We start from the raw sequence: 18,534 nt of genomic DNA, 5'->3' as shown, positions 1-18,534 counted from the left end.
AAGGCAAAAAAACTTTATCAAAACGCCCTCTGTTTCCCTTAGTTGCCCAGGCATAAGATTCACCTCGCCAGCAACGGCAAGGCGATTAACTACTGGAAACAGCCCCCACGAAGGCAATCAGTTAATCCCCTCTCATTTAGATAGTTGAACTTTGGCAATACTCGCGGCGCCACAAGCGCCGCGCGCCCCCTCACGACCTTAGACAGGTAAATAGAAAATGAAAGCTTTACTGGTATTGGTACTTGGCGGTCTTTGCGGCGCGGCGATGGCCGGCGAAGCAAACAATGTCGAGCAGATTCCGGTTGAACAGTACAGTTACTCGCAGCACCTGGACATTGCCCGCGTCATCTCCATGAGCGAAGTGCCCAACGTCTGTGAAGTCGTGCCAGCCCGCATGACCTATGAGGACTCCAAGGGCCAGAAGCACATTCTCGAATACCGCGTGATGGGGAACGGCTGCTCCAACGGCTGATACCTTGAATCGGGGCCCTGGTGGGCCCCGTTCGCGTTTTTGCCCGCCTACAACTTGGGCACCGACTTGAGCGTTAACGGGCCATTAAATAACAGGTATTTAATCCGCCGACTTGCCCAGGGAATAATCCCGCAACTTATTGGCAATCGTCGTATGGGAAACACCCAGGCGCTTACCCAATGCCCGGCTACTTGGAAATTCGCCCATCAGACTTTCCAGCACCGCCTTTTCAAATCGCCCGACAATCTGCGAAAGATCCCCATCCAGCGAAAACTCGCCCAACGGTTGCCGCACGCCATAGTCCGGCAGGCGAATATGCTCGCTTTTCACCACCCCGCCTTCGCATAACGAAACCGCCTGGAACAGGACGTTCTCCAACTGCCGCACATTACCCGGCCAGTGATACTGGCTGAGCTTGTCCATGGCCGCCGGTGCCAGGCGTGGCATGGCGCAGCCGATCTGCCGGCTGGCCTGATCAAGGAAGTGCTGCACCAGGCCCTCCAGCCCGTCCATGCATTCGCGCAGCGGCGGAATGTGCAGCGACAGCACGTTGAGCCGGTGATACAGGTCCTGGCGGAACTCGCCACGGGCGCACAACTCGGACAGGTCGACCTGGGTGGCGCAGATCACCCGCACATCCAGGTACACCTCTTCATCGCTGCCGACACGGCGGAAGCAACCGTCCTGCAAGAAGCGCAGCAGCTTCACCTGCAGGCGAGGACTCATCTCCCCGACCCCATCAAGGAACAACGTACCGCCAGCGGTCAGTTCCAGCAGCCCCAGTTTGCCTTCGGCACGCGCCCCCTCGAATGCCCCTGGGCCATAACCGAACAACTCGGTTTCTGCCATCGACTCCGGCAGGCCGGCACAGTTGAGCGCCATCAACGGCGCCTGGCCACGCGGGCTGGCCAGGTGGCAAGCGCGGGCCAGCAACTCCTTGCCGGTGCCGGTCTCACCTTCGATCAGTAAGGGCGCATCCAGCGGCGCCATGCGCCGCGCCTCACGCACCACCGCCGCCATCACTCGCGAACTCTGGAAGATGCTGTCGAAACCGCGCAGCTCCTGCTTGCGCACGTTATAGATGCGCTCACCGATGCGGTCGGCGCGATGCAGGGTCAGCACGGCACCGGCCAGGGCCTCGCTGTCATCGTGCTCGGACTGCAGCGGCGCGATATCGGCCAGGAACACATCACCCTTGACCTTGATGCGCAGGCCATTGATGCGCGACTTGTTGGCGCGCACCAGCTCAGGCAGGTCGAAATCCTCGACGTAGCGCGCCAGCGGCATGCCCGGCACCTCGTCGACCCGCACCCCAAGCAACTGCGCCGCAGTGCGGTTGGCGGCAACGATACTGCCGCCCATGTCGATCGACAGCACCGGGAAATCCAGCGCACCAAGCAGGGCATTGAGCTCCATGTGGCGGCGCTCACTGGGCATCAGGCCGACGCGCTTGACCCCGAATACGCCGGCAATCGATTCGAACTTGGGCCGCAACGCCTGGAACTGCAGATTGATCAGGTTCGGGCAGTGCAGGTAGATGGCGTTGCCATGGTCTCCCCCCACCTCGCCGCGCAGCACGTTGATGCCGTATTCCACCAGCAGGTTGAGGATGTCGCGAAGGATGCCGATGCGGTTCTGGCAATGCACTTTGATACGCATGGAAGCTCTCTCAGCAGCGAAGTTTTTCAACCTCGCACGGAAAAGTCGTAAAGATAAGCTGACAAAAACCCCGTTAAGGACAGCTTAATCAGGCGGATTTTCCGGCATGCCAGGCATTTTGTAAAATTATCGTTACGCAACACCGATCAAAGGGCACCTGCCCGCAGGGCCTGCCCCCGTGCAAATCATCCGCTGAAGGGATATTCCTAAATCATGTCGTGGACATAACAAGAAAAGCCCTCACCAGGAGAGCCACATGAAACAGACGCAATACGTGGCACGCGAGCCCGATGCGCACGGTTTTATCGATTACCCGCAGCAAGAGCATGCGGTATGGAACACCCTGATCACCCGCCAGCTGAAAGTCATCGAAGGCCGCGCGTGCCAGGAGTACCTGGACGGCATCGACCAGCTCAAGCTGCCCCATGAGCGCATTCCGCAGCTGGGCGAAATCAACAAGGTGCTAGGCGCCACCACTGGCTGGCAGGTTGCCCGGGTACCGGCGCTGATCCCCTTCCAGACCTTCTTCGAACTGCTGGCCAGCAAGCGCTTCCCGGTCGCCACCTTCATCCGCACCCCGCAAGAGCTGGACTACCTGCAGGAACCGGACATCTTCCACGAGATCTTCGGCCACTGCCCGCTGCTGACCAACCCGTTCTTCGCCGAATTCACCCACACCTACGGCAAGCTCGGCCTGGCCGCGACCAAGGAACAACGCGTGTACCTGGCGCGCCTGTACTGGATGACCATCGAATTCGGCCTGATGGAGACCGCCCAGGGTCGCAAGATCTATGGCGGCGGCATCCTCTCCTCGCCGAAAGAGACCGTCTACAGTCTGTCAGGCGAACCTGAGCACCAGGCCTTCGACCCGATCGAGTGCATGCGCACGCCGTACCGTATCGACATCCTGCAGCCGCTGTACTTCGTGCTGCCGAACATGAAGCGCCTGTTCGACCTGGCCCACGAAGACATCATGGCCATGGTCCAGCAAGCCATGCAGCTGGGGCTGCACGCACCGAAATTTCCACCCAAGGTCGCAGCCTGAGCGCCTTGCCGATAACAACTCGAAGCGGAAACCACACCATGAATGCCTTGAACCAAGCCCACTGCGAAGCCTGCCGCGCTGACGCACCCAAGGTCACCGACGACGAACTGGCCGAGCTGATTCGCGAGATCCCGGACTGGAACATCGAAGTCCGCGATGGCCACATGGAACTGGAGCGCGTGTTCCTGTTCAAGAACTTCAAGCACGCGCTGGCGTTCACCAATGCCGTGGGCGAGATCGCCGAGGCCGAAGGCCACCACCCTGGCCTGCTGACCGAATGGGGCAAGGTCACCGTGACCTGGTGGAGCCACTCGATCAAGGGCCTGCACCGCAATGACTTCATCATGTGCGCACGCACCGACAAGGTCGCCGAGGCGGCTGAAGGCCGCAAGTAGGCACCACGAACAGGGCCTCAAGGCCCTGTTTTTTTGCCCGCTTTCTATCCGAAATCTGTCCGGTATCCGCCCTGGAAACCGACAAGCGACCGGGAAAATTTACAAACTGTCATTCAGACTTGTGTATCCTGCCCGAGCTTCACGAAGCTTCGAACGCGCCTGGCGCAGACTTTTCACTCACACTTGCGAGGAACGACGAGATGCATGAAATCCCGAATCTTCCCTTCCCAAGCCTGAACCCCGAAGAGCCATCCGTTACCGTCCACGCCGAACCGACGCCTGCCGTCGATCAGGATGGTGACGATCAATCCAGCGCTGACCAGGAATAAACCGCGCATCCCTGAGACTGTGTGAAAACGGCTGACCTGCGGGCTACCCCCGTCATCACGTTTTCACACCGTCACGAACCTCTGCCACGAAGACCCTCATGCCTGACTCACCGCGCCCCCTTGCGGTCACCCTGCAAGTCGTTTCCATCGTCCTCTTCACCTTCATCGGCTACCTGAACATCGGCATCCCCCTTGCCGTGCTGCCTGGCTACGTGCATAACGACCTCGGCTTCAGCGCCGTGATCGCCGGCCTGGTGATCAGCGTGCAGTACCTCGCTACCCTGCTGAGCCGCCCTACCGCCAGCCGCATCATCGACAACCTCGGCAGCAAGAAGGCGGTCATGTATGGCCTGGCCGGCTGCGGCCTGAGCGGCGTGTTCATGCTGGCCTGCGCCTTCCTCACCGACTTGCCCTGGGTCAGCCTGGGTTGCTTGCTGGTCGGCCGCCTGGTGCTGGGTAGCGCGGAAAGCCTGGTGGGCTCTGGTTCGATCGGCTGGGGTATCGGCCGGGTCGGTGCCGAGCACACCGCCAAGGTGATTTCCTGGAACGGCATCGCCAGCTATGGCGCGCTGGCCATCGGTGCGCCATTGGGCGTGCTGATGGTCAAGGGCCTGGGACTTTGGAGCATGGGCGTGAGCATCATCCTGCTGTGCGCGCTGGGCCTGCTGCTGGCCTGGCCGAAGCGCGCAGCGCCCGTGGTCAGCGGCAAGCGCCTGCCGTTCATGCAGGTGCTGGGCAAGGTGTTCGCGCATGGCTCGGGGCTGGCCCTGGGCTCGATCGGCTTTGGCACCATCGCCACCTTCATCACCCTGTATTACGCCAGCCGCGGCTGGGCCAATGCGGCACTGACCCTGAGCCTGTTCGGCGCCAGCTTTATCTGCGCGCGGCTGCTGTTCGGCAACCTGATCAATCGGATGGGTGGGTTCAGGGTGGCAATCGTTTGCCTGTCGGTGGAAACCCTGGGCCTGCTCATGCTGTGGCTGGCGCCGAATGCCGAGATGGCGTTGGCGGGGGCGGCGCTGAGTGGTTTCGGCTTCTCGCTGGTGTTCCCGGCGCTGGGCGTGGAAGCGGTGAACCAAGTGTCGGCAGCCAACCGCGGGGCGGCGGTGGGGGCGTATTCGCTGTTCATCGACTTGTCGCTGGGGATTACCGGGCCGCTGGTAGGTGCGGTGGCATCGGGGTTCGGGTTTGCCTCGATGTTTCTGTTTGCGGCGGCGGCGGCGTGTTGTGGGCTGGTGTTGAGCCTGTATCTGTACAAGCAGGCCCGTAGCCAGCGCAAAAGTCCTGAATAACGGGTCGCCTGCACCGGCCTCTTCGCGGGCAAGCCCGCTCCCACAGGTTGAGCACTGACCTCAGGCCCAGTGGTCCCCCTGTGGGAGCGGGCTTGCCCGCGAATGGGCTGCGAAGCAGCCCACAGGGCCTTGCGGGTTAGCGCTTGGCGTACTGCAACACAACTTCCAGAGGGTGGCGCATCTGCCGCTCGGTCATGCGCTTGACCTGGCTGCGGCACGAGTAGCCGGTCGCCAGCGCCTCACCTTGCTTGTCCAGCTTGGTCGCCCACGACTGCTCGAAGATGGTCCGCGAAGTCTCCTGGTTGCGCGCCTCGTGCCCGTAGGTACCGGACATGCCGCAGCAGCCGGTCGCCTCGGTCACCAGTTTCAGCCCCAGACGGGCAAACACCTGCTCCCACTGCCGGGTGCTGGCTGGCACGTTGGTCTTCTCGGTGCAGTGCGCCATCAGGCGGAAGTTGCCCGACGCAGCAGGCGCCTGCTCCGGCAGCACATCCATCAGCCACTCCTGTGGCAGCAGGACGTTCGGGCAGGCATCCAGCCCCGGCACCTTCTGGTACTCCTGGCGATAGACCAAGGTCATCGCCGGGTCCAGGCCCACCAGCGGCACGCCGCAGTCAGCCAGGGCCTTGAGCTGGGCAGCATTACGGATCGCCGCCTTGGCGAAAGCGCCGAGGAAGCCTTGCACATGCAGTGGCTTGCCGTTGGCGCTGTACGGCGCCAGGAACACCCGGTGCCCCAGGCGATGGGCCAGTTCGATGAACGCAGCGAGCAGCGGCGTTTCGAAGTAACGGGTGAAGGCATCCTGCACCAGCACGATGCTGCGCTCGCGCTGGGCCGGAGTCAGCTCGCGCAGGGCCGGCACGCTGGCCATGCCGACACGGCAGCGGGTCAGGGTCGACTGGAAGTTGAAGCGGCTGATCAGCGGGCTGTCGACCATGCCGACCTTGTCCGCCAGCAGCTTGCTCACCCACTTCGAGCCCATCACGGCGTTGTACAGGCCGGGGGCATGGGCCAGGTACGGGATGGTGAACTCCAGCGAGCCGATCAGGTAGTCACGCAGCGGGCGCTGGTAGCGGCCGTGGTACAGCTCGAGGAAGCGCGAGCGGAAGTCCGGCACGTTGACCTTGATCGGACACTGCCCGGCGCACGACTTGCACGCCAGGCAGCCAGCCATGGCGTCGTACACCTCATGGGAGAAGTCTTCCTGGCCCTGGTTGCGTGCACGGTTGTTGCGCAGCCGCGCCGGCAGCCCCTTGAGCCACGACACCTTGTTGCGCGCCGCTGCCAGCACATCGATGTTGGCCTCGCCCTGCAGGCGCAGCCATTCGCGCATCAGCGAGGCACGGCCCTTGGGCGAGTGCTGGCGTTCACGGGTGGCCTTCCACGACGGGCACATGGCGTCGTTGGGGTCGTAGTTGTAGCAGGCGCCGTTGCCGTTGCAGTGCACGGCGCTTGGGAAGTCCTGCCACACCCGCTCGTCGATGGTGCGGTCGAGGTCGCCGCGCAGGGTCACGCCATCCACCGGGGTCAGGCCCTCGGCGCTGCCCGGCGGGGTGCAGATCTTGCCTGGGTTGAGCTGGTTGTGCGGGTCGAAGGCGCCCTTCAGGCGCTGCAGCGCCGGGTACAGCTCGCCGAAGTACTCGGGCACGTATTCCGAACGCAGGCCCTTGCCGTGCTCGCCCCACAGCAGGCCGCCGTAACGCTTGGTCAGCGCCGCCACGGCATCGGAAATCGGCTTGACCAGCGCGGCCTGGGCCGGGTCTTTCATGTCCAGCGCCGGGCGCACGTGCAGCACGCCGGCATCGACGTGGCCGAACATGCCATAGGCCAGGCCATAGCCATCGAGCAGCGCGCGGAAGTCGGCGATGTAGTCGGCCAGCTGCTCCGGCGGCACGGCCGTGTCTTCAACGAAAGGCTGCGGGCGCACCTCGCCCTCGACGTTGCCGAGCAGGCCCACCGAGCGCTTGCGCATGGTGTAGACGCGGGTCACCGCCTCGGCACCCTCGGCCAGGGTGTGGCCCAGGCGCTCGACGCTGGTGTCGCGCTGCAGGTGATCGATGAACGCCTGGACCCGGGCATTGACCTCGGCCGGCTCGTCACCGCAGAACTCCACCAGGTTGATGCCCAGGGTCGGGCGCTCGGGGTCGGCCGGGAAGTATTCGGCCACGCTGTGCCAGACGATGTCCTTCATCGCCAGCATCAGCACCTTGGAGTCGACCGTTTCGATCGACAGTGGCTTGAGCGCCATCAGTGCGTTGGCATCGCGCAGGGCGTCCATGAAGCTGGTGTAACGCACGTTGACCAGCACCGCGTATTTCGGGATCGGCAGTACATTGAGCTTGGCTTCGACCACATAGCCCAGCGAACCTTCGGCGCCGCACAGCACGCTGTTGAGGTTGAAGCGGCCCTGCTCGTCGCGCAGGTGCGCCAGGTCATAGCCGGTCAGGCAGCGGTTGAGCTTGGGGAAGGTGGTCTCGATCAGCTCGGCCTGGGTTTCCTGGATCTCCCGGGCCATGCGGTACACCTCGCCGACCCGGCCAGGCGCGGCGCAGGCTTGCTCCAGTGCGGCGTCGTCGATCGGCAGGCTGTGCAGGCGCTCGCCGCCGAGCAGCACGCTGTGCAACTCGAGCACGTGGTCGCGGGTCTTGCCGTAAGTGCAGCTGCCCTGGCCGCTGGCGTCGGTGTTGATCATGCCGCCGACGGTGGCACGGTTGGAGGTAGACAGCTCAGGGGCGAAGAACAGCCCGTGGGGCTTGAGCGCGGCATTGAGCTGGTCCTTGACGGTACCCGCCTGGACCCGCACCCAGCGCTCCTGCACATTGATTTCGAGGATCTGGTTCATGTGCCGCGACAGGTCGACGACGATGCCGTCGGTCAGCGACTGGCCATTGGTGCCGGTTCCGCCGCCACGCGGGGTCAGCTTGACCGCCTTGAAGCGTGGTTCGCCCATCAGCGTGGCGACCCGCGCCACGTCGTCGGCGTCCAGCGGGAACACCGCCGCCTGCGGCAAGCGCTGGTAGATCGAGTTGTCGGTGGCCAGTACCGTACGGGTACCGTAGTCGGCGCTGATCTGGCCACGGAAGCCACTGTTGCGCAGGGCCTCGAGGAATTCAGGGTAGTTGGCGCTCGGCGCAAGGGTCGACAGCTGGGCGATCATCGAAGGATGGCCTCTTGATATGGGCTAATTCACGGGATTCCTGTCGTGCCGGCATGCATTGTTTCATGCAGGGATGACGTATAGGTCAATGTTCCTGTAGTTTCGCTTCAGGGGCAAACGGATAATCCTGCCGCTATCAATGACTTTTATGAATGAATTACCGCCACCTGACACCGTCCATGTCGCTGCTGCTGGCTTTCGAGGCCGCCGCCCGGCATGAAAGCTACACCCGCGCCGCTGCCGAACTGTCGCTGACCCAGAGCGCGGTCAGCCGCCAGGTACAGGCGCTGGAGCAGCAACTGGGCCTGACCCTGTTCCGCCGCGAAGGCCGCCAGGTCCAGCTGACCGACGTTGGCAGGCTGTACCAGCGCGAGCTGAGCGAAGCACTGGGGCGCATCCGTAGCGCCACCTTGCAGGCGCTGGCCTACCAGTCCGGGGTCGGCACCCTGCGCCTGGCGACCCTGCCCACCTTCGGCTCGAAGTGGCTGCTGCCGCGCCTGCATGCGTTCTACAGCGCCCACCCGGGCATGCTCGTGCACATTCATTCACGTATCGAAGCGATCAATTTCGACACCAGCGAGATCGACGCCGCCATCGGCGTGGCCAGCCATGACCTGCCGGGCTTGATCTGCCACCGGCTGCATGCCGAGGAACTGGTGGTGATCCTGCCGCCCGAGGCAGGTGGCGATGGCCTTGGCTGGGGCCCGGCTCGGGTCAGTGAAGAGGTCCTGCTGAACGTGGCCAACAACCCCCATGCCTGGGGCGAGTGGTTTTCCCACCACGGCTTGCCGCACCGGGCGATGCGCCTGGGGCCGAGCTTCGAACTGACCTCGCACCTGATTCAGGCCGTGCGGGCCGGGATTGGCATCGGCCTGGTACCGAGGATTCTGGTGGAGGAAGAGCTGGCCAAAGGCGAACTGTTCAGCCCAGGGGCGGCGTTTGCCAGCCAGCGCAGTTATTACCTGATCTATCCGCCGCGCAATGAAGCACTGCCTTCACTGAGGGCATTTCGCAGTTGGCTGCTGGAACAGATCTGAATCCTGCCCCGCGAAGAGGCCGGAACAGGCAACAAAAACCCGATGCCAGTCACCTGGTATCGGGTTTCTTCAATCAACCAGCGGCTTACTTGGCCACGGTACCGGCAGTGCCATTGGCCAGTGGCCGGCGCTTGCCCTTGAGCAGGTAGGCAATCAGCATCGCTGCCAGCCATACCGGGATCGCATACACCGACACCTGGATGCCCGGAATCATCAGCATGATGCCGAGGATCAGCACCACGAAGGCCAGCACCAGGTAGTTGCCGTACGGGTACCACAGCGCCTTGAACAGCGGCTTCTGGCCAACGCGGTCAAGGTGCTGGCGGAACTTCAGGTGCGAGTAGCTGATCATCGCCCAGTTGATCACCAGGGTCGCGACCACCAGCGACATCAGCAGCTCCAGCGCATTCTGCGGCATCAGGTAGTTGAGCAGCACCGCAATCAGGGTCACGGCCGCCGACACCAGGATCGAACGCACCGGTACGCCACGCTTGTCGACCTTGGCCAGCGAAGCCGGAGCATCACCCTGCTCGGCCATGCCCAGCAGCATCCGCGCGTTGCAGTAGGTGCCGCTGTTGTACACCGACAGCGCCGCAGTCAGGACCACGAAGTTCAGCAGGTTGGCCGCCACATCGCTGCCCAGCAGCGAGAACACCTGGACGAACGGGCTGCTGCCGTAGCTGCCGCCGGACGCGTCGATGCTGGCGACCAGGTTGTCCCATGGGGTCAGCGACAGCAGCACGACCAAGGCACCGACATAGAAGATCAGGATGCGGTAGATGACCTGGTTGATCGCCTTCGGGATCACGGTCTTCGGCTTGTCGGCCTCGGCGGCGGTGAAGCCGAGCATTTCCAGGCCACCGAACGAGAACATGATGAACGCCAGGGCCATCACCAGGCCGCTGACACCGTGCGGGAAGAAGCCACCGTGGCTCCACAGGTTGCTCACCGAAGCGTCAGGGCCACCGTTGCCGCTGGTCAGCAGGTAGGCACCCAGGCCAATCATGCTGACGATGGCCACGACCTTGATGATGGCGAACCAGAACTCGGCCTCACCGAAGAACTTCACGTTCATCAGGTTGATGGCGTTGATCAGCACGAAGAACGCGGCCGCCGTGACCCAGGTCGGGATCTCCGGCCACCAGTAGTGCACGTACTTGCCCACCGCCGACAGTTCCGACATGCCCACCAGGATGTACAGCACCCAGCAGTTCCAGCCCGACAGGAAACCGGCGAAGCCGCCCCAGTAGGTGTGCGCAAAGTGGCTGAACGAGCCGGCCACCGGCTCTTCGACGATCATCTCGCCGAGTTGGCGCATGATCATGAAGGCGATGAAGCCGCAGATGGCGTAACCGAGGATCATCGACGGGCCGGCGGATTTCATCACGCCTGCCGAGCCGAGGAACAGGCCGGTACCAATCGCGCCGCCAAGGGCGATCAACTGGATGTGGCGGTTCTTCAGGCCCCGCTTGAGCTCGCCTGAATGCATGTTTTGTCCACTCATGAACGAAGTCACCTGCATTGTTTTTATCTGTGACGGAATCGGACCCACCGCGCTCGTGGCGCAGCGGAATGGGCAAGGTGGTTACCTTGGGTTTCCTGCCAACGGATACCGCCGGGGCGGATCAGCCAGGTGTGGGCAGGAGTGCGCGGTACGCAAGAGGGTCACAGGTAAAACGCGGCGCACTGTATACCCCTGCAAACGCGCAGGCGTCAACGCGTTGCATCGTTTCCTCGGGAAAAAACGCAGCGATCCTGTGGTAAGAGCCTGAAAAGGCGAAGTGATCGGCGTACATGGCGCCTCCATTTGTTGTTTTGTCAGCCCGGCTCTGCGGACGGGCTCTTGCACACGGCAATGAGCGCTATATCACCGTGGTACGGGGGTTTGGGCAAGACTGGACAGGGGCAAGGCTGGGGTTTCAAGGCAGGTGATGCGGCAAGTTTTGTTTACGCGAAAAGGAAAAATCCGAAATCGTGGCTGAACTCGAGCAACTCTGTATAACTTTCTTTACGGGGTGGTTTGAAAACTTGCCAGTCGTCCGAAAAATTCTTTTCCTTCAATATCTTGGGGCCGCTTTGCGGCCCATCGCCGGCAAGCGCGGCTCCCACAAAAGCAGGTTTACACGGTCAATGTGGGAGCCGCGCTTGCCGGCGATGGGCTGCGCAGCAGCCCCAAAATCTTGCAGGCATAAAAAAACCAGCCCGAAGGCTGGTTCTTGTTACCGCTGTGACCCATCAGCCGCGAGGCTTGCCGCGACCGCGACCGGCCGCCTTGTCACCGTCAGGCTTGCCAGGGCGCTTGCGCATCTCGCTCGGGCGCTCGGCCACGGCGCTGCCGCGGCTGCCTTTGCGCGGCGCTTCGTCACGGGACTGACGTGCAGGGCGCTCACCGGAGGCATCTCGTGGCTGACGCGCCGGGCGTTCACCCGAAGTATCTCGCGGCTGGCGTGCCGGGCGCTCAGCGGCAGCAGCGCCGCCGTCATGGGCCGGGCGCAGGCTGCGCACGCGCTCGTTGCGCCCCATTGGCCGGCTCGACTTGCGCTGCAGGCGCTCCATCTTGTCCTTGGCCTTGAGGTTCATGGCCGGCAGCGCCACCGGCTGCAGGCCCACTTCAGCGGCGAGAATGTCGATTTCGCCCTGGCTCATTTCACGCCAGCGGCCCATCGGCAGGTCGGAGTTGAGGAACACAGGGCCGAAACGCACGCGCTTCAGGCGGCTGACCACCATGCCCTGGGACTCCCACAGGCGGCGCACTTCACGGTTGCGGCCTTCCATCACCACGCAGTGGTACCAGTGGTTGAAGCCTTCGCCACCCGGCGCCTTCTGGATGTCGGTGAACTTGGCCGGGCCGTCTTCGAGCATCACGCCCGCCTTCAGGCGATCGATCATCTCGTCGTCGACTTCACCCCGTACACGCACGGCGTATTCGCGGTCCATCTCGTAGGACGGGTGCATCAGGCGGTTGGCCAGCTCACCGTCGGTGGTGAACAGCAGCAAGCCCGTGGTGTTGATGTCCAGGCGGCCGATGTTGATCCAGCGGCCTTCTTTCGGCCGCGGCAGGCGGTCGAACACGGTCGGGCGACCTTCCGGGTCGTCACGGGTGCAGATCTCGCCATCGGGCTTGTTGTACATGATCACCCGGCGGGTGGCCTCGGCGGCCTCTTCGCGCTTGATCAGCTTGCCGTCGACGGTGATGGCGTCATGCAGGTCGACGCGCAGGCCGAGGGTGGCCTCGACGCCGTTGACCTTGATGCGGCCCTGGCTGATCCAGGCTTCGACGTCACGGCGCGAACCGACGCCGATGCGCGCCAGCACTTTCTGCAGCTTTTCGCCGGCTGGCGGGGTGATTTCGGTATTTTGCAGGTCTTGCTCACTCATCTGGGCACCTCCCGGTGTAGGAATGAAATCAGGGTTCTGGCGACGAACGCGCCAAAAGGCCGCGCATCATACGCGGTTCGCTGGGGGAACGCACTGCAGGGTAGAGGGTTTTGTCGGCTTTGCGAGTGAATTCTGCCTAATGGTGATGTGTGGCCAGTGCCGGCCCTTTCGCGGGCAAGCCCGCTCCCACAGGTACTGCAGCGCACTCAGGGATGTGACCTACCTGTGGGAGCGGGTTTACCCGCGAAAGGGCCGGCACAGACAGCGGAAAAGTCAGGACTCTGACTTGCCCTCTTCCTCCACCGAGGCCTCGGGCTCTTCCTCGCGCAGGTCATCGAAGTCGGTCTTCAGCCCTTCCTCCATGGCATCCAGCTCTACCAGCAGGGTGCGGAAGCTGGTCTCATCTTTCGGCTCAGCCACCTCCTCTTCACCCAAGCTGGCATCGGCCAACGCCTGCAGGTGCGCCGGCACCGGGGCATCATCCGGGTCCAGCAGCGGCTCCGGCTCCATTTCGCGCAGCTCGGCAAGCGCCGGCAGTTCATCCAGGCTCTTGAGGTTGAAGTGATCGAGAAACGCCTTGGTGGTGGCAAACATCGCCGGGCGCCCGGGCACCTCGCGGTAGCCGACAACGCGAATCCACTCGCGCTCCATCAACGTCTTGATGATGTTGCTGTTGACCGCCACGCCCCGTACATCCTCGATCTCGCCGCGGGTGATGGGCTGGCGGTAGGCGATCAACGCCATGGTTTCCAGCAGGGCCCGGGAATACCGCTGCGGGCGCTCCTCCCACAGCCGGCCAACCCAGGGCGCGAAGTCTTCGCGAATCTGCAGGCGGTAACCGGTGGCCACTTCCTTGAGCTCGAAGGCCCGCCCGGCGCAGGACTTGCCAAGCACTTCCAGGGCCTTGCGGAACACCTTCGGTTCGGGGCGCTCGGCTTCTTCGAACAGCTCGTAGAGACGTTCAAGGGACTGCGGCTTGCCCGAAGCGAGCAGGAACGCTTCGATCAGCGACGCCAGGTCGCGGGGTTCATTCAGATTCATCAGGTTCTTCGACAGACTCGGGGCGCAGCCGCACATGGATCGGCGCGAAGGGCTCATTCTGCACCAGTTCGACCAGCGATTCCTTCACCAGCTCAAGGATCGCCATGAAGGTCACCACCACGCCAAGCTTGCCCTCCTCGGGCGTGAACAGCTCGACAAACGGCACGAAAGCGCCGCCCTTGAGACGTTCCAGCACGTCGCTCATGCGCTCGCGGGTGGACAGCGTCTCGCGGGTGATCTGGTGGCTTTCGAACAGGTCGTTGCGGCGCATGACCTCGGCCATGGACACCAGCAGCTCTTCCAGGCTGACCTGCGGCAGCAGCTTGCGCACCTTGGCCTGCGGGGCTTCCAGGCGCGGCACGACGATCTCGCGGCCAACCCGAGGCAGCTCATCGATACCCTCGGCGGCAGCCTTGAAGCGTTCGTACTCCTGCAGGCGGCGGATCAGCTCGGCGCGTGGGTCACCCTCCTCTTCCTCGACCTCGGTCGATCGCGGCAACAGCATGCGCGACTTGATCTCGGCAAGCATGGCTGCCATCACCAGGTACTCCGCAGCCAGCTCCAGGCGCACGCTCTTCATCAGCTCGACGTAGCCCATGTACTGGCGGGTGATCTCCGCCACGGGGATGTCGAGGATGTCGATGTTCTGCTTGCGGATCAGGTACAGCAGCAAGTCCAGCGGGCCCTCGAAGGCTTCGAGGATGACTTCCAGGGCGTCCGGCGGGATGTACAAGTCCAGCGGCATCTCGGTCAGCGCTTCGCCGTAGACCAGGGCCAGCTGCAACTGCTGGGGGGGCGCTTGTGCTGGCAAGTCTGCCTGTTCGGCAGGCGCCTCGGGTGCTTCCACCTGGCTCACGCGTTGACCATGAACGGCGTGGGGTCGCCGCAGCCTTCACGGATCAGTTCAGGCTCGTCGCCGGACAGGTCAATGATGGTCGAGGCCTTGAGGTCGCCGAAGCCACCATCGATGACCAGGTCGACATGGTGTTCCAGGCGCTCGCGGATCTCGTACGGGTCGGTCATCGGCTCGCTGTCGCCGGGCAGGATCAGGCTCACGCTCATCAACGGCTCGCCCAGTTCGGCCAGCAGCGCCAGGGTGATGCCATGGTCCGGCACGCGCAGGCCGATGGTGCGGCGCTTTTCATGCAGCAGCAGGCGCGGCACTTCGCGGGTACCGTTGAGGATGAAGGTGTACGGCCCAGGCACATGGGCCTTGAGCAGGCGGAAGGTGCCGGTGTCGACCTTGGCGTACAGCCCCAGCTGCGACATGTCGCAACACATCAGGGTGAAGTTGTGGGTCTTGTCCAGGCCGCGCAGGCGGCGAACCCGCTCGATCGCCGCCTTGTCGCCGATCTGGCAACCCAGGGCATAGGCCGAGTCGGTCGGATAGACCACCACGCCACCCTTGCGGATGATCTCCACCGCCTGGCGGATCAGGCGCGGCTGCGGGTTCTCCGGATGAATCTGGAAAAATTGGCTCACGAAGTCATCCTGTTCATAGCGCCATAGGCTGTTCATGGCTGAATCGACGCCACAGAGGTGGCAAGTCCTCGGGCAATGGCCGGTAGGCACCGATCTCGCCCCAGGTGCCGGGGCCGTGGAAATCGCTGCCAGCGCTTGCCAGCAGGCCGAACTCACGAGTAAGGATGGACATCGTGCCCACCTGCTCGGCCGGCATCATCCCGTTGACCACTTCAAGTGCCTGCCCGCCTGCCTGAATATAGTCGGCAATCAGCCGCCTGCGCTTGCTGCGGGTCAGATCGTAGTGCATCGGGTGCGCAAGGCTCACCCAAGCGTTGGACTGGCGAAGGGTGGAGACAGTTTCCTCGAGCGTTGGCCAGTGCTGTTTGACATCGCCCAGCTTGCCGGCCCCCAACCACTTGCGAAAGGCCTCGGCACGGTCCTTGACATGGCCCGCGCGCACCATGAATTCGGCAAAATGCGGCCGCGCCGGGGCGTTACCGCTGTCCCCCAGTTCCTGCTGCACGGCGCGCGCGCCATCCAGGGCACCGGGCATGCCCTTGGCCGCCAACCGTTTGTCGATTTCTTCGGCACGCAACCAGCGGCCACGGTGCAGGGCCTCGATGGCCTGGAGCAAGGGCGGCGCGTCGAGCGGGAAGTTGTAGCCCAGCACGTGAATGGTCGCGCCACCCCAGGTGCACGACAGCTCTACCCCGCTGATCCAATGCATGCCGCGCGCATGGCAGGCCTGGCGCGCCTCGGGCAGGCCTTCGAGGGTATCGTGGTCAGTCAGTGCCAGCGTTTGCACCCCGTGCTCTTGGGCCCGGGCGACCAGGTCCGTGGGCGACAGGGCGCCGTCGGAGGCCGTGCTGTGACAGTGCAGATCAACATTCATGGAGGAGCGCTTTCGCTGGAATCGATGTTTGTTATTATGCCGTCACATCCCGATTCTGGCTGCCATTGTGAAACAATTCATCGATTTCATCCCGCTGCTGCTGTTCTTCATCGTCTACAAGCTCGACCCACGCCCGATGGACGTTGCAGGCCACAGCTTCGAATTCGGCGGCATCTACAGCGCCACGGCAATGCTGATCATCAGCTCGCTGGTGGTGTACGGCGCGCTGTTCCTGCGCCAGCGCAAGCTGGAAAAGGGCCAGTGGCTGACCCTGATCGCCTGCCTGGTGTTCGGCGGCCTGACCCTGACTTTCCACAGCGAAACCTTCCTCAAGTGGAAGGCGCCGGTGGTCAACTGGCTGTTCGCCCTGGGCTTTGCCGGCAGCCACTTCATCGGTGACCGGGTGCTGATCAAGCGCATCATGGGCCACGCGCTGACCCTGCCCGATGCCATCTGGTCGCGCCTGAACGTGGCCTGGATCGCCTTCTTCGTGTTCTGCGGCGCCGCCAACCTGTTCGTCGCCTTCACCTTCCAGAACTTCTGGGTCGACTTCAAGGTGTTCGGCAGCCTGGGCATGACCGTGATCTTCCTGGTGGCCCAGGGCGTGTACCTGTCGCGTCACCTGCACGACGACCCTTCCACCTCCAAACCCAAGGATTGACATGCTCTACGCCATTATCGCCAGCGACGTCGCGAACTCCCTGGAAAAACGCCTGGCCGCACGCCCGGCGCACATCGAGCGCCTGCAACAGCTCAAGGCCGAAGGCCGCGTGGTGCTGGCCGGCCCGCACCCGGCCATCGACAGCAACGACCCGGGTGAAGCCGGTTTCAGCGGCAGCCTGATCGTCGCCGAGTTCGATTCCCTGGCCGCCGCCCAGGCCTGGGCCGACGCCGACCCGTACATTGCCGCGGGCGTGTACGACAAGGTCATCGTCAAGCCGTTCAAGCAAGTCCTGCCTTGACCTGATACCGCGTCGCCCGCGAAGAAGGCGACGCGGCTTCCCCCGCTCAAATTGCACGTACGTCCTCAGTCTGCGGTATCTTTGCCACTGGCGGACACAGAAGACGCCGTCAATGGTTGAATTGAGTGAGTCATGAGCGAGCTGTTACTGATTGATGATGACCAGGAACTCTGCGAGCTGCTCGGCAGCTGGCTGACCCAGGAAGGGTTTGCGGTACGCGCCTGCCACGATGGCCAGAGCGCGCGCCAGGCCTTGGCCGAGCATGCCCCGGCGGCCGTGGTGCTGGATGTGATGCTGCCCGACGGCAGCGGCCTGGAGCTGCTCAAGCAGCTGCGCAGCGAACATGCCGAGCTGCCGGTGCTGATGTTGTCGGCCCGTGGCGAGCCTCTGGACCGCATCCTCGGCCTGGAGCTGGGTGCTGATGATTACCTGGCCAAGCCCTGCGACCCCCGTGAGCTCACCGCCCGCCTGCGCGCCGTGCTGCGCCGCAGCCACCCCACTGCCACCACCACCCAGCTGGAGATCGGTGACCTGGCGTTCAGCCCGGTGCGCGGCGTAGTCAGCATCGATGGCCGCGACATGAGCCTGACCCTGTCCGAAAGCCGCATTCTCGAAGCGCTGCTGCGCCAGCCGGGCGAGCCGCTGGACAAGCAGGAGCTGGCGCAGATCGCCCTGGGGCGCAAGCTCACCCTGTATGACCGCAGCCTGGACATGCACGTCAGCAACCTGCGCAAGAAAGTCGGCCCGCATGCCGATGGGCGGCCGCGGATCGTCGCATTGCGTAGCCGTGGTTACTACTACAGCCTGTAAACCCGCATGGGGCCGCCTGCGCCCCATCTTTACCCTGCCTTTACGCTGCGCTGACTGCGCTTGACCTTGATCTCCCTAGACTGAGCTCATCCGGTAAACACCGGCCCATGAGAGGAGAGACACCATGCGCAAGACCCTTATCGCCCTGATGTTCGCCGCCGCCCTGCCAACCGTGGCCATGGCCATGCCTGAAGGCGGCCAGCGTCACGACGGCCCACATCATCGCGGTGATGCGCCTTTCGCCCAACTGGACCTGAGCCGCGACCAGCGCCAGCAGATCGGCAAGCTGATGGGCGAGCAGATGCAGAACCGCCGCGAAATCACCGAGCGCTACCTGAACAAGCTGCCGGCCGCCGAGCAGAAGGCCATGAAGGACGAACTCAAGGCCAGCCACGACAAGACCGACAGCCAGGTCCGCGCGCTGCTCAAGCCTGACCAGCAGAAGAAGTTCGACGAACTGCAGAAGGAACGCGAAGCACGCAAGGCTGAATGGCAAGAGTTCCAGACCTGGAAAGCTGAAAAAGCTGCCAAGGCCCAGTAAGCTGTGCCACCAATGCCCGGCCCGCCCTCAAGCGGGCCGGGCTTTTCCCGTTTACAGGAG

General features: G+C 63.5%; 18 protein-coding genes. 10 read left to right on the top strand and 8 right to left on the bottom strand.

Annotation, left to right across the window (positions count from 1 at the left end; all coding sequences use genetic code 11):
* The first annotated feature begins 217 nt into the window (after window positions 1–217).
* Complete coding sequence (locus tag OCX61_RS06875) at window positions 218–472, top strand: DUF2790 domain-containing protein (protein ID WP_085675843.1); 255 nt, start codon at window positions 218–220, stop codon at window positions 470–472.
* A gap of 99 nt (window positions 473–571) precedes the next feature.
* Here OCX61_RS06875 and OCX61_RS06870 read toward each other — a convergent pair whose 3' ends face one another.
* The gene (locus tag OCX61_RS06870) at window positions 572–2,131 is read right to left on the bottom strand and encodes a sigma-54-dependent phenylalanine hydroxylase transcriptional regulator PhhR (protein WP_027921084.1); all 1,560 of its coding nucleotides are present in this window, start codon (window positions 2,129–2,131) and stop codon (window positions 572–574) included.
* Between the two features lie 256 nt (window positions 2,132–2,387).
* On the opposite strand from OCX61_RS06870, the gene phhA reads away from it, so the two are divergent.
* The 4 genes from phhA (at window position 2,388) to OCX61_RS06850 (ending at window position 5,192) form a co-directional block, all read left to right on the top strand.
* Window positions 2,388–3,176 carry a phenylalanine 4-monooxygenase gene (gene phhA / locus OCX61_RS06865; protein ID WP_261943142.1) on the top strand — a complete coding sequence of 263 codons (789 nt, stop codon included), beginning with the start codon at window positions 2,388–2,390 and terminating at the stop codon, window positions 3,174–3,176.
* Between the two features lie 38 nt (window positions 3,177–3,214).
* Window positions 3,215–3,571 (top strand): 4a-hydroxytetrahydrobiopterin dehydratase, encoded by a 357-nt coding sequence (locus tag OCX61_RS06860; protein WP_261943141.1) that lies wholly within the window; start codon window positions 3,215–3,217, stop codon window positions 3,569–3,571.
* 200 nt (window positions 3,572–3,771) lie between these two features.
* Window positions 3,772–3,900, top strand: a complete 129-nt coding sequence (locus OCX61_RS06855) for a hypothetical protein (RefSeq protein ID WP_256587427.1) — start codon at window positions 3,772–3,774, stop codon at window positions 3,898–3,900.
* Between the two features lie 98 nt (window positions 3,901–3,998).
* Complete coding sequence (locus tag OCX61_RS06850) at window positions 3,999–5,192, top strand: MFS transporter (protein WP_261943140.1); 1,194 nt, start codon at window positions 3,999–4,001, stop codon at window positions 5,190–5,192.
* Between the two features lie 136 nt (window positions 5,193–5,328).
* On the opposite strand, the gene ydiJ is transcribed toward OCX61_RS06850, so the two are convergent.
* Window positions 5,329–8,349 (bottom strand): D-2-hydroxyglutarate dehydrogenase YdiJ, encoded by a 3,021-nt coding sequence (gene ydiJ / locus OCX61_RS06845; protein WP_261943139.1) that lies wholly within the window; start codon window positions 8,347–8,349, stop codon window positions 5,329–5,331.
* 152 nt (window positions 8,350–8,501) lie between these two features.
* Here ydiJ and OCX61_RS06840 point away from each other — a divergent pair, with 152 nt between their 5' ends.
* Complete coding sequence (locus OCX61_RS06840; protein ID WP_261943138.1) at window positions 8,502–9,386, top strand: LysR substrate-binding domain-containing protein; 885 nt, start codon at window positions 8,502–8,504, stop codon at window positions 9,384–9,386.
* An 85-nt stretch (window positions 9,387–9,471) separates the two neighbouring features.
* Here OCX61_RS06840 and OCX61_RS06835 read toward each other — a convergent pair whose 3' ends face one another.
* From OCX61_RS06835 to OCX61_RS06810, 6 genes are all read right to left on the bottom strand, one after another.
* On the bottom strand, window positions 9,472–10,890 hold the full coding sequence (locus OCX61_RS06835) for an amino acid permease (RefSeq protein ID WP_261943137.1): 1,419 nt from the start codon (window positions 10,888–10,890) through the stop codon (window positions 9,472–9,474).
* A gap of 731 nt (window positions 10,891–11,621) precedes the next feature.
* Complete coding sequence (gene rluB / locus OCX61_RS06830; protein ID WP_261943136.1) at window positions 11,622–12,764, bottom strand: 23S rRNA pseudouridine(2605) synthase RluB; 1,143 nt, start codon at window positions 12,762–12,764, stop codon at window positions 11,622–11,624.
* Window positions 12,765–13,037: 273 nt separating this feature from the next.
* Complete coding sequence (scpB, locus tag OCX61_RS06825; RefSeq protein ID WP_261943135.1) at window positions 13,038–13,805, bottom strand: SMC-Scp complex subunit ScpB; 768 nt, start codon at window positions 13,803–13,805, stop codon at window positions 13,038–13,040.
* The gene (locus OCX61_RS06820; RefSeq protein ID WP_510177790.1) at window positions 13,792–14,661 is read right to left on the bottom strand and encodes a segregation and condensation protein A; all 870 of its coding nucleotides are present in this window, start codon (window positions 14,659–14,661) and stop codon (window positions 13,792–13,794) included. Before OCX61_RS06820 ends, scpB begins: the two co-directional genes overlap by 14 nt.
* Window positions 14,658–15,287, bottom strand: coding sequence for an L-threonylcarbamoyladenylate synthase (locus tag OCX61_RS06815; protein ID WP_261943134.1), 630 nt, complete (start codon window positions 15,285–15,287; stop codon window positions 14,658–14,660). Before OCX61_RS06815 ends, OCX61_RS06820 begins: the two co-directional genes overlap by 4 nt.
* Before the next feature lie 13 nt (window positions 15,288–15,300).
* Window positions 15,301–16,161, bottom strand: a complete 861-nt coding sequence (locus tag OCX61_RS06810) for a PHP domain-containing protein (RefSeq protein ID WP_261943133.1) — start codon at window positions 16,159–16,161, stop codon at window positions 15,301–15,303.
* 67 nt (window positions 16,162–16,228) lie between these two features.
* On the opposite strand from OCX61_RS06810, the gene OCX61_RS06805 reads away from it, so the two are divergent.
* From OCX61_RS06805 to OCX61_RS06790, 4 genes are all read left to right on the top strand, one after another.
* Window positions 16,229–16,822: a septation protein A gene (locus OCX61_RS06805; RefSeq protein ID WP_261943132.1), complete on the top strand. Its 594-nt coding sequence runs from the start codon at window positions 16,229–16,231 to the stop codon at window positions 16,820–16,822.
* Between the two features lies 1 nt (window position 16,823).
* On the top strand, window positions 16,824–17,123 hold the full coding sequence (locus OCX61_RS06800) for a YciI family protein (RefSeq protein ID WP_008091826.1): 300 nt from the start codon (window positions 16,824–16,826) through the stop codon (window positions 17,121–17,123).
* Between the two features lie 132 nt (window positions 17,124–17,255).
* Entirely contained in the window at window positions 17,256–17,933 is a 678-nt protein-coding gene (locus OCX61_RS06795) for a response regulator transcription factor (protein WP_027921069.1), read from the top strand.
* Window positions 17,934–18,057: 124 nt separating this feature from the next.
* Entirely contained in the window at window positions 18,058–18,474 is a 417-nt protein-coding gene (locus tag OCX61_RS06790) for a Spy/CpxP family protein refolding chaperone (protein ID WP_261943131.1), read from the top strand.
* The last annotated feature ends 60 nt before the right edge of the window (window positions 18,475–18,534 follow it).

The organism is Pseudomonas sp. LRP2-20, from assembly GCF_024349685.1.
Classification (GTDB): Bacteria; Pseudomonadota; Gammaproteobacteria; order Pseudomonadales; family Pseudomonadaceae; genus Aquipseudomonas.
Note: the sequence above shows the minus strand (reverse complement) of the source record. Positions and strands in the feature narration are given on the sequence as shown.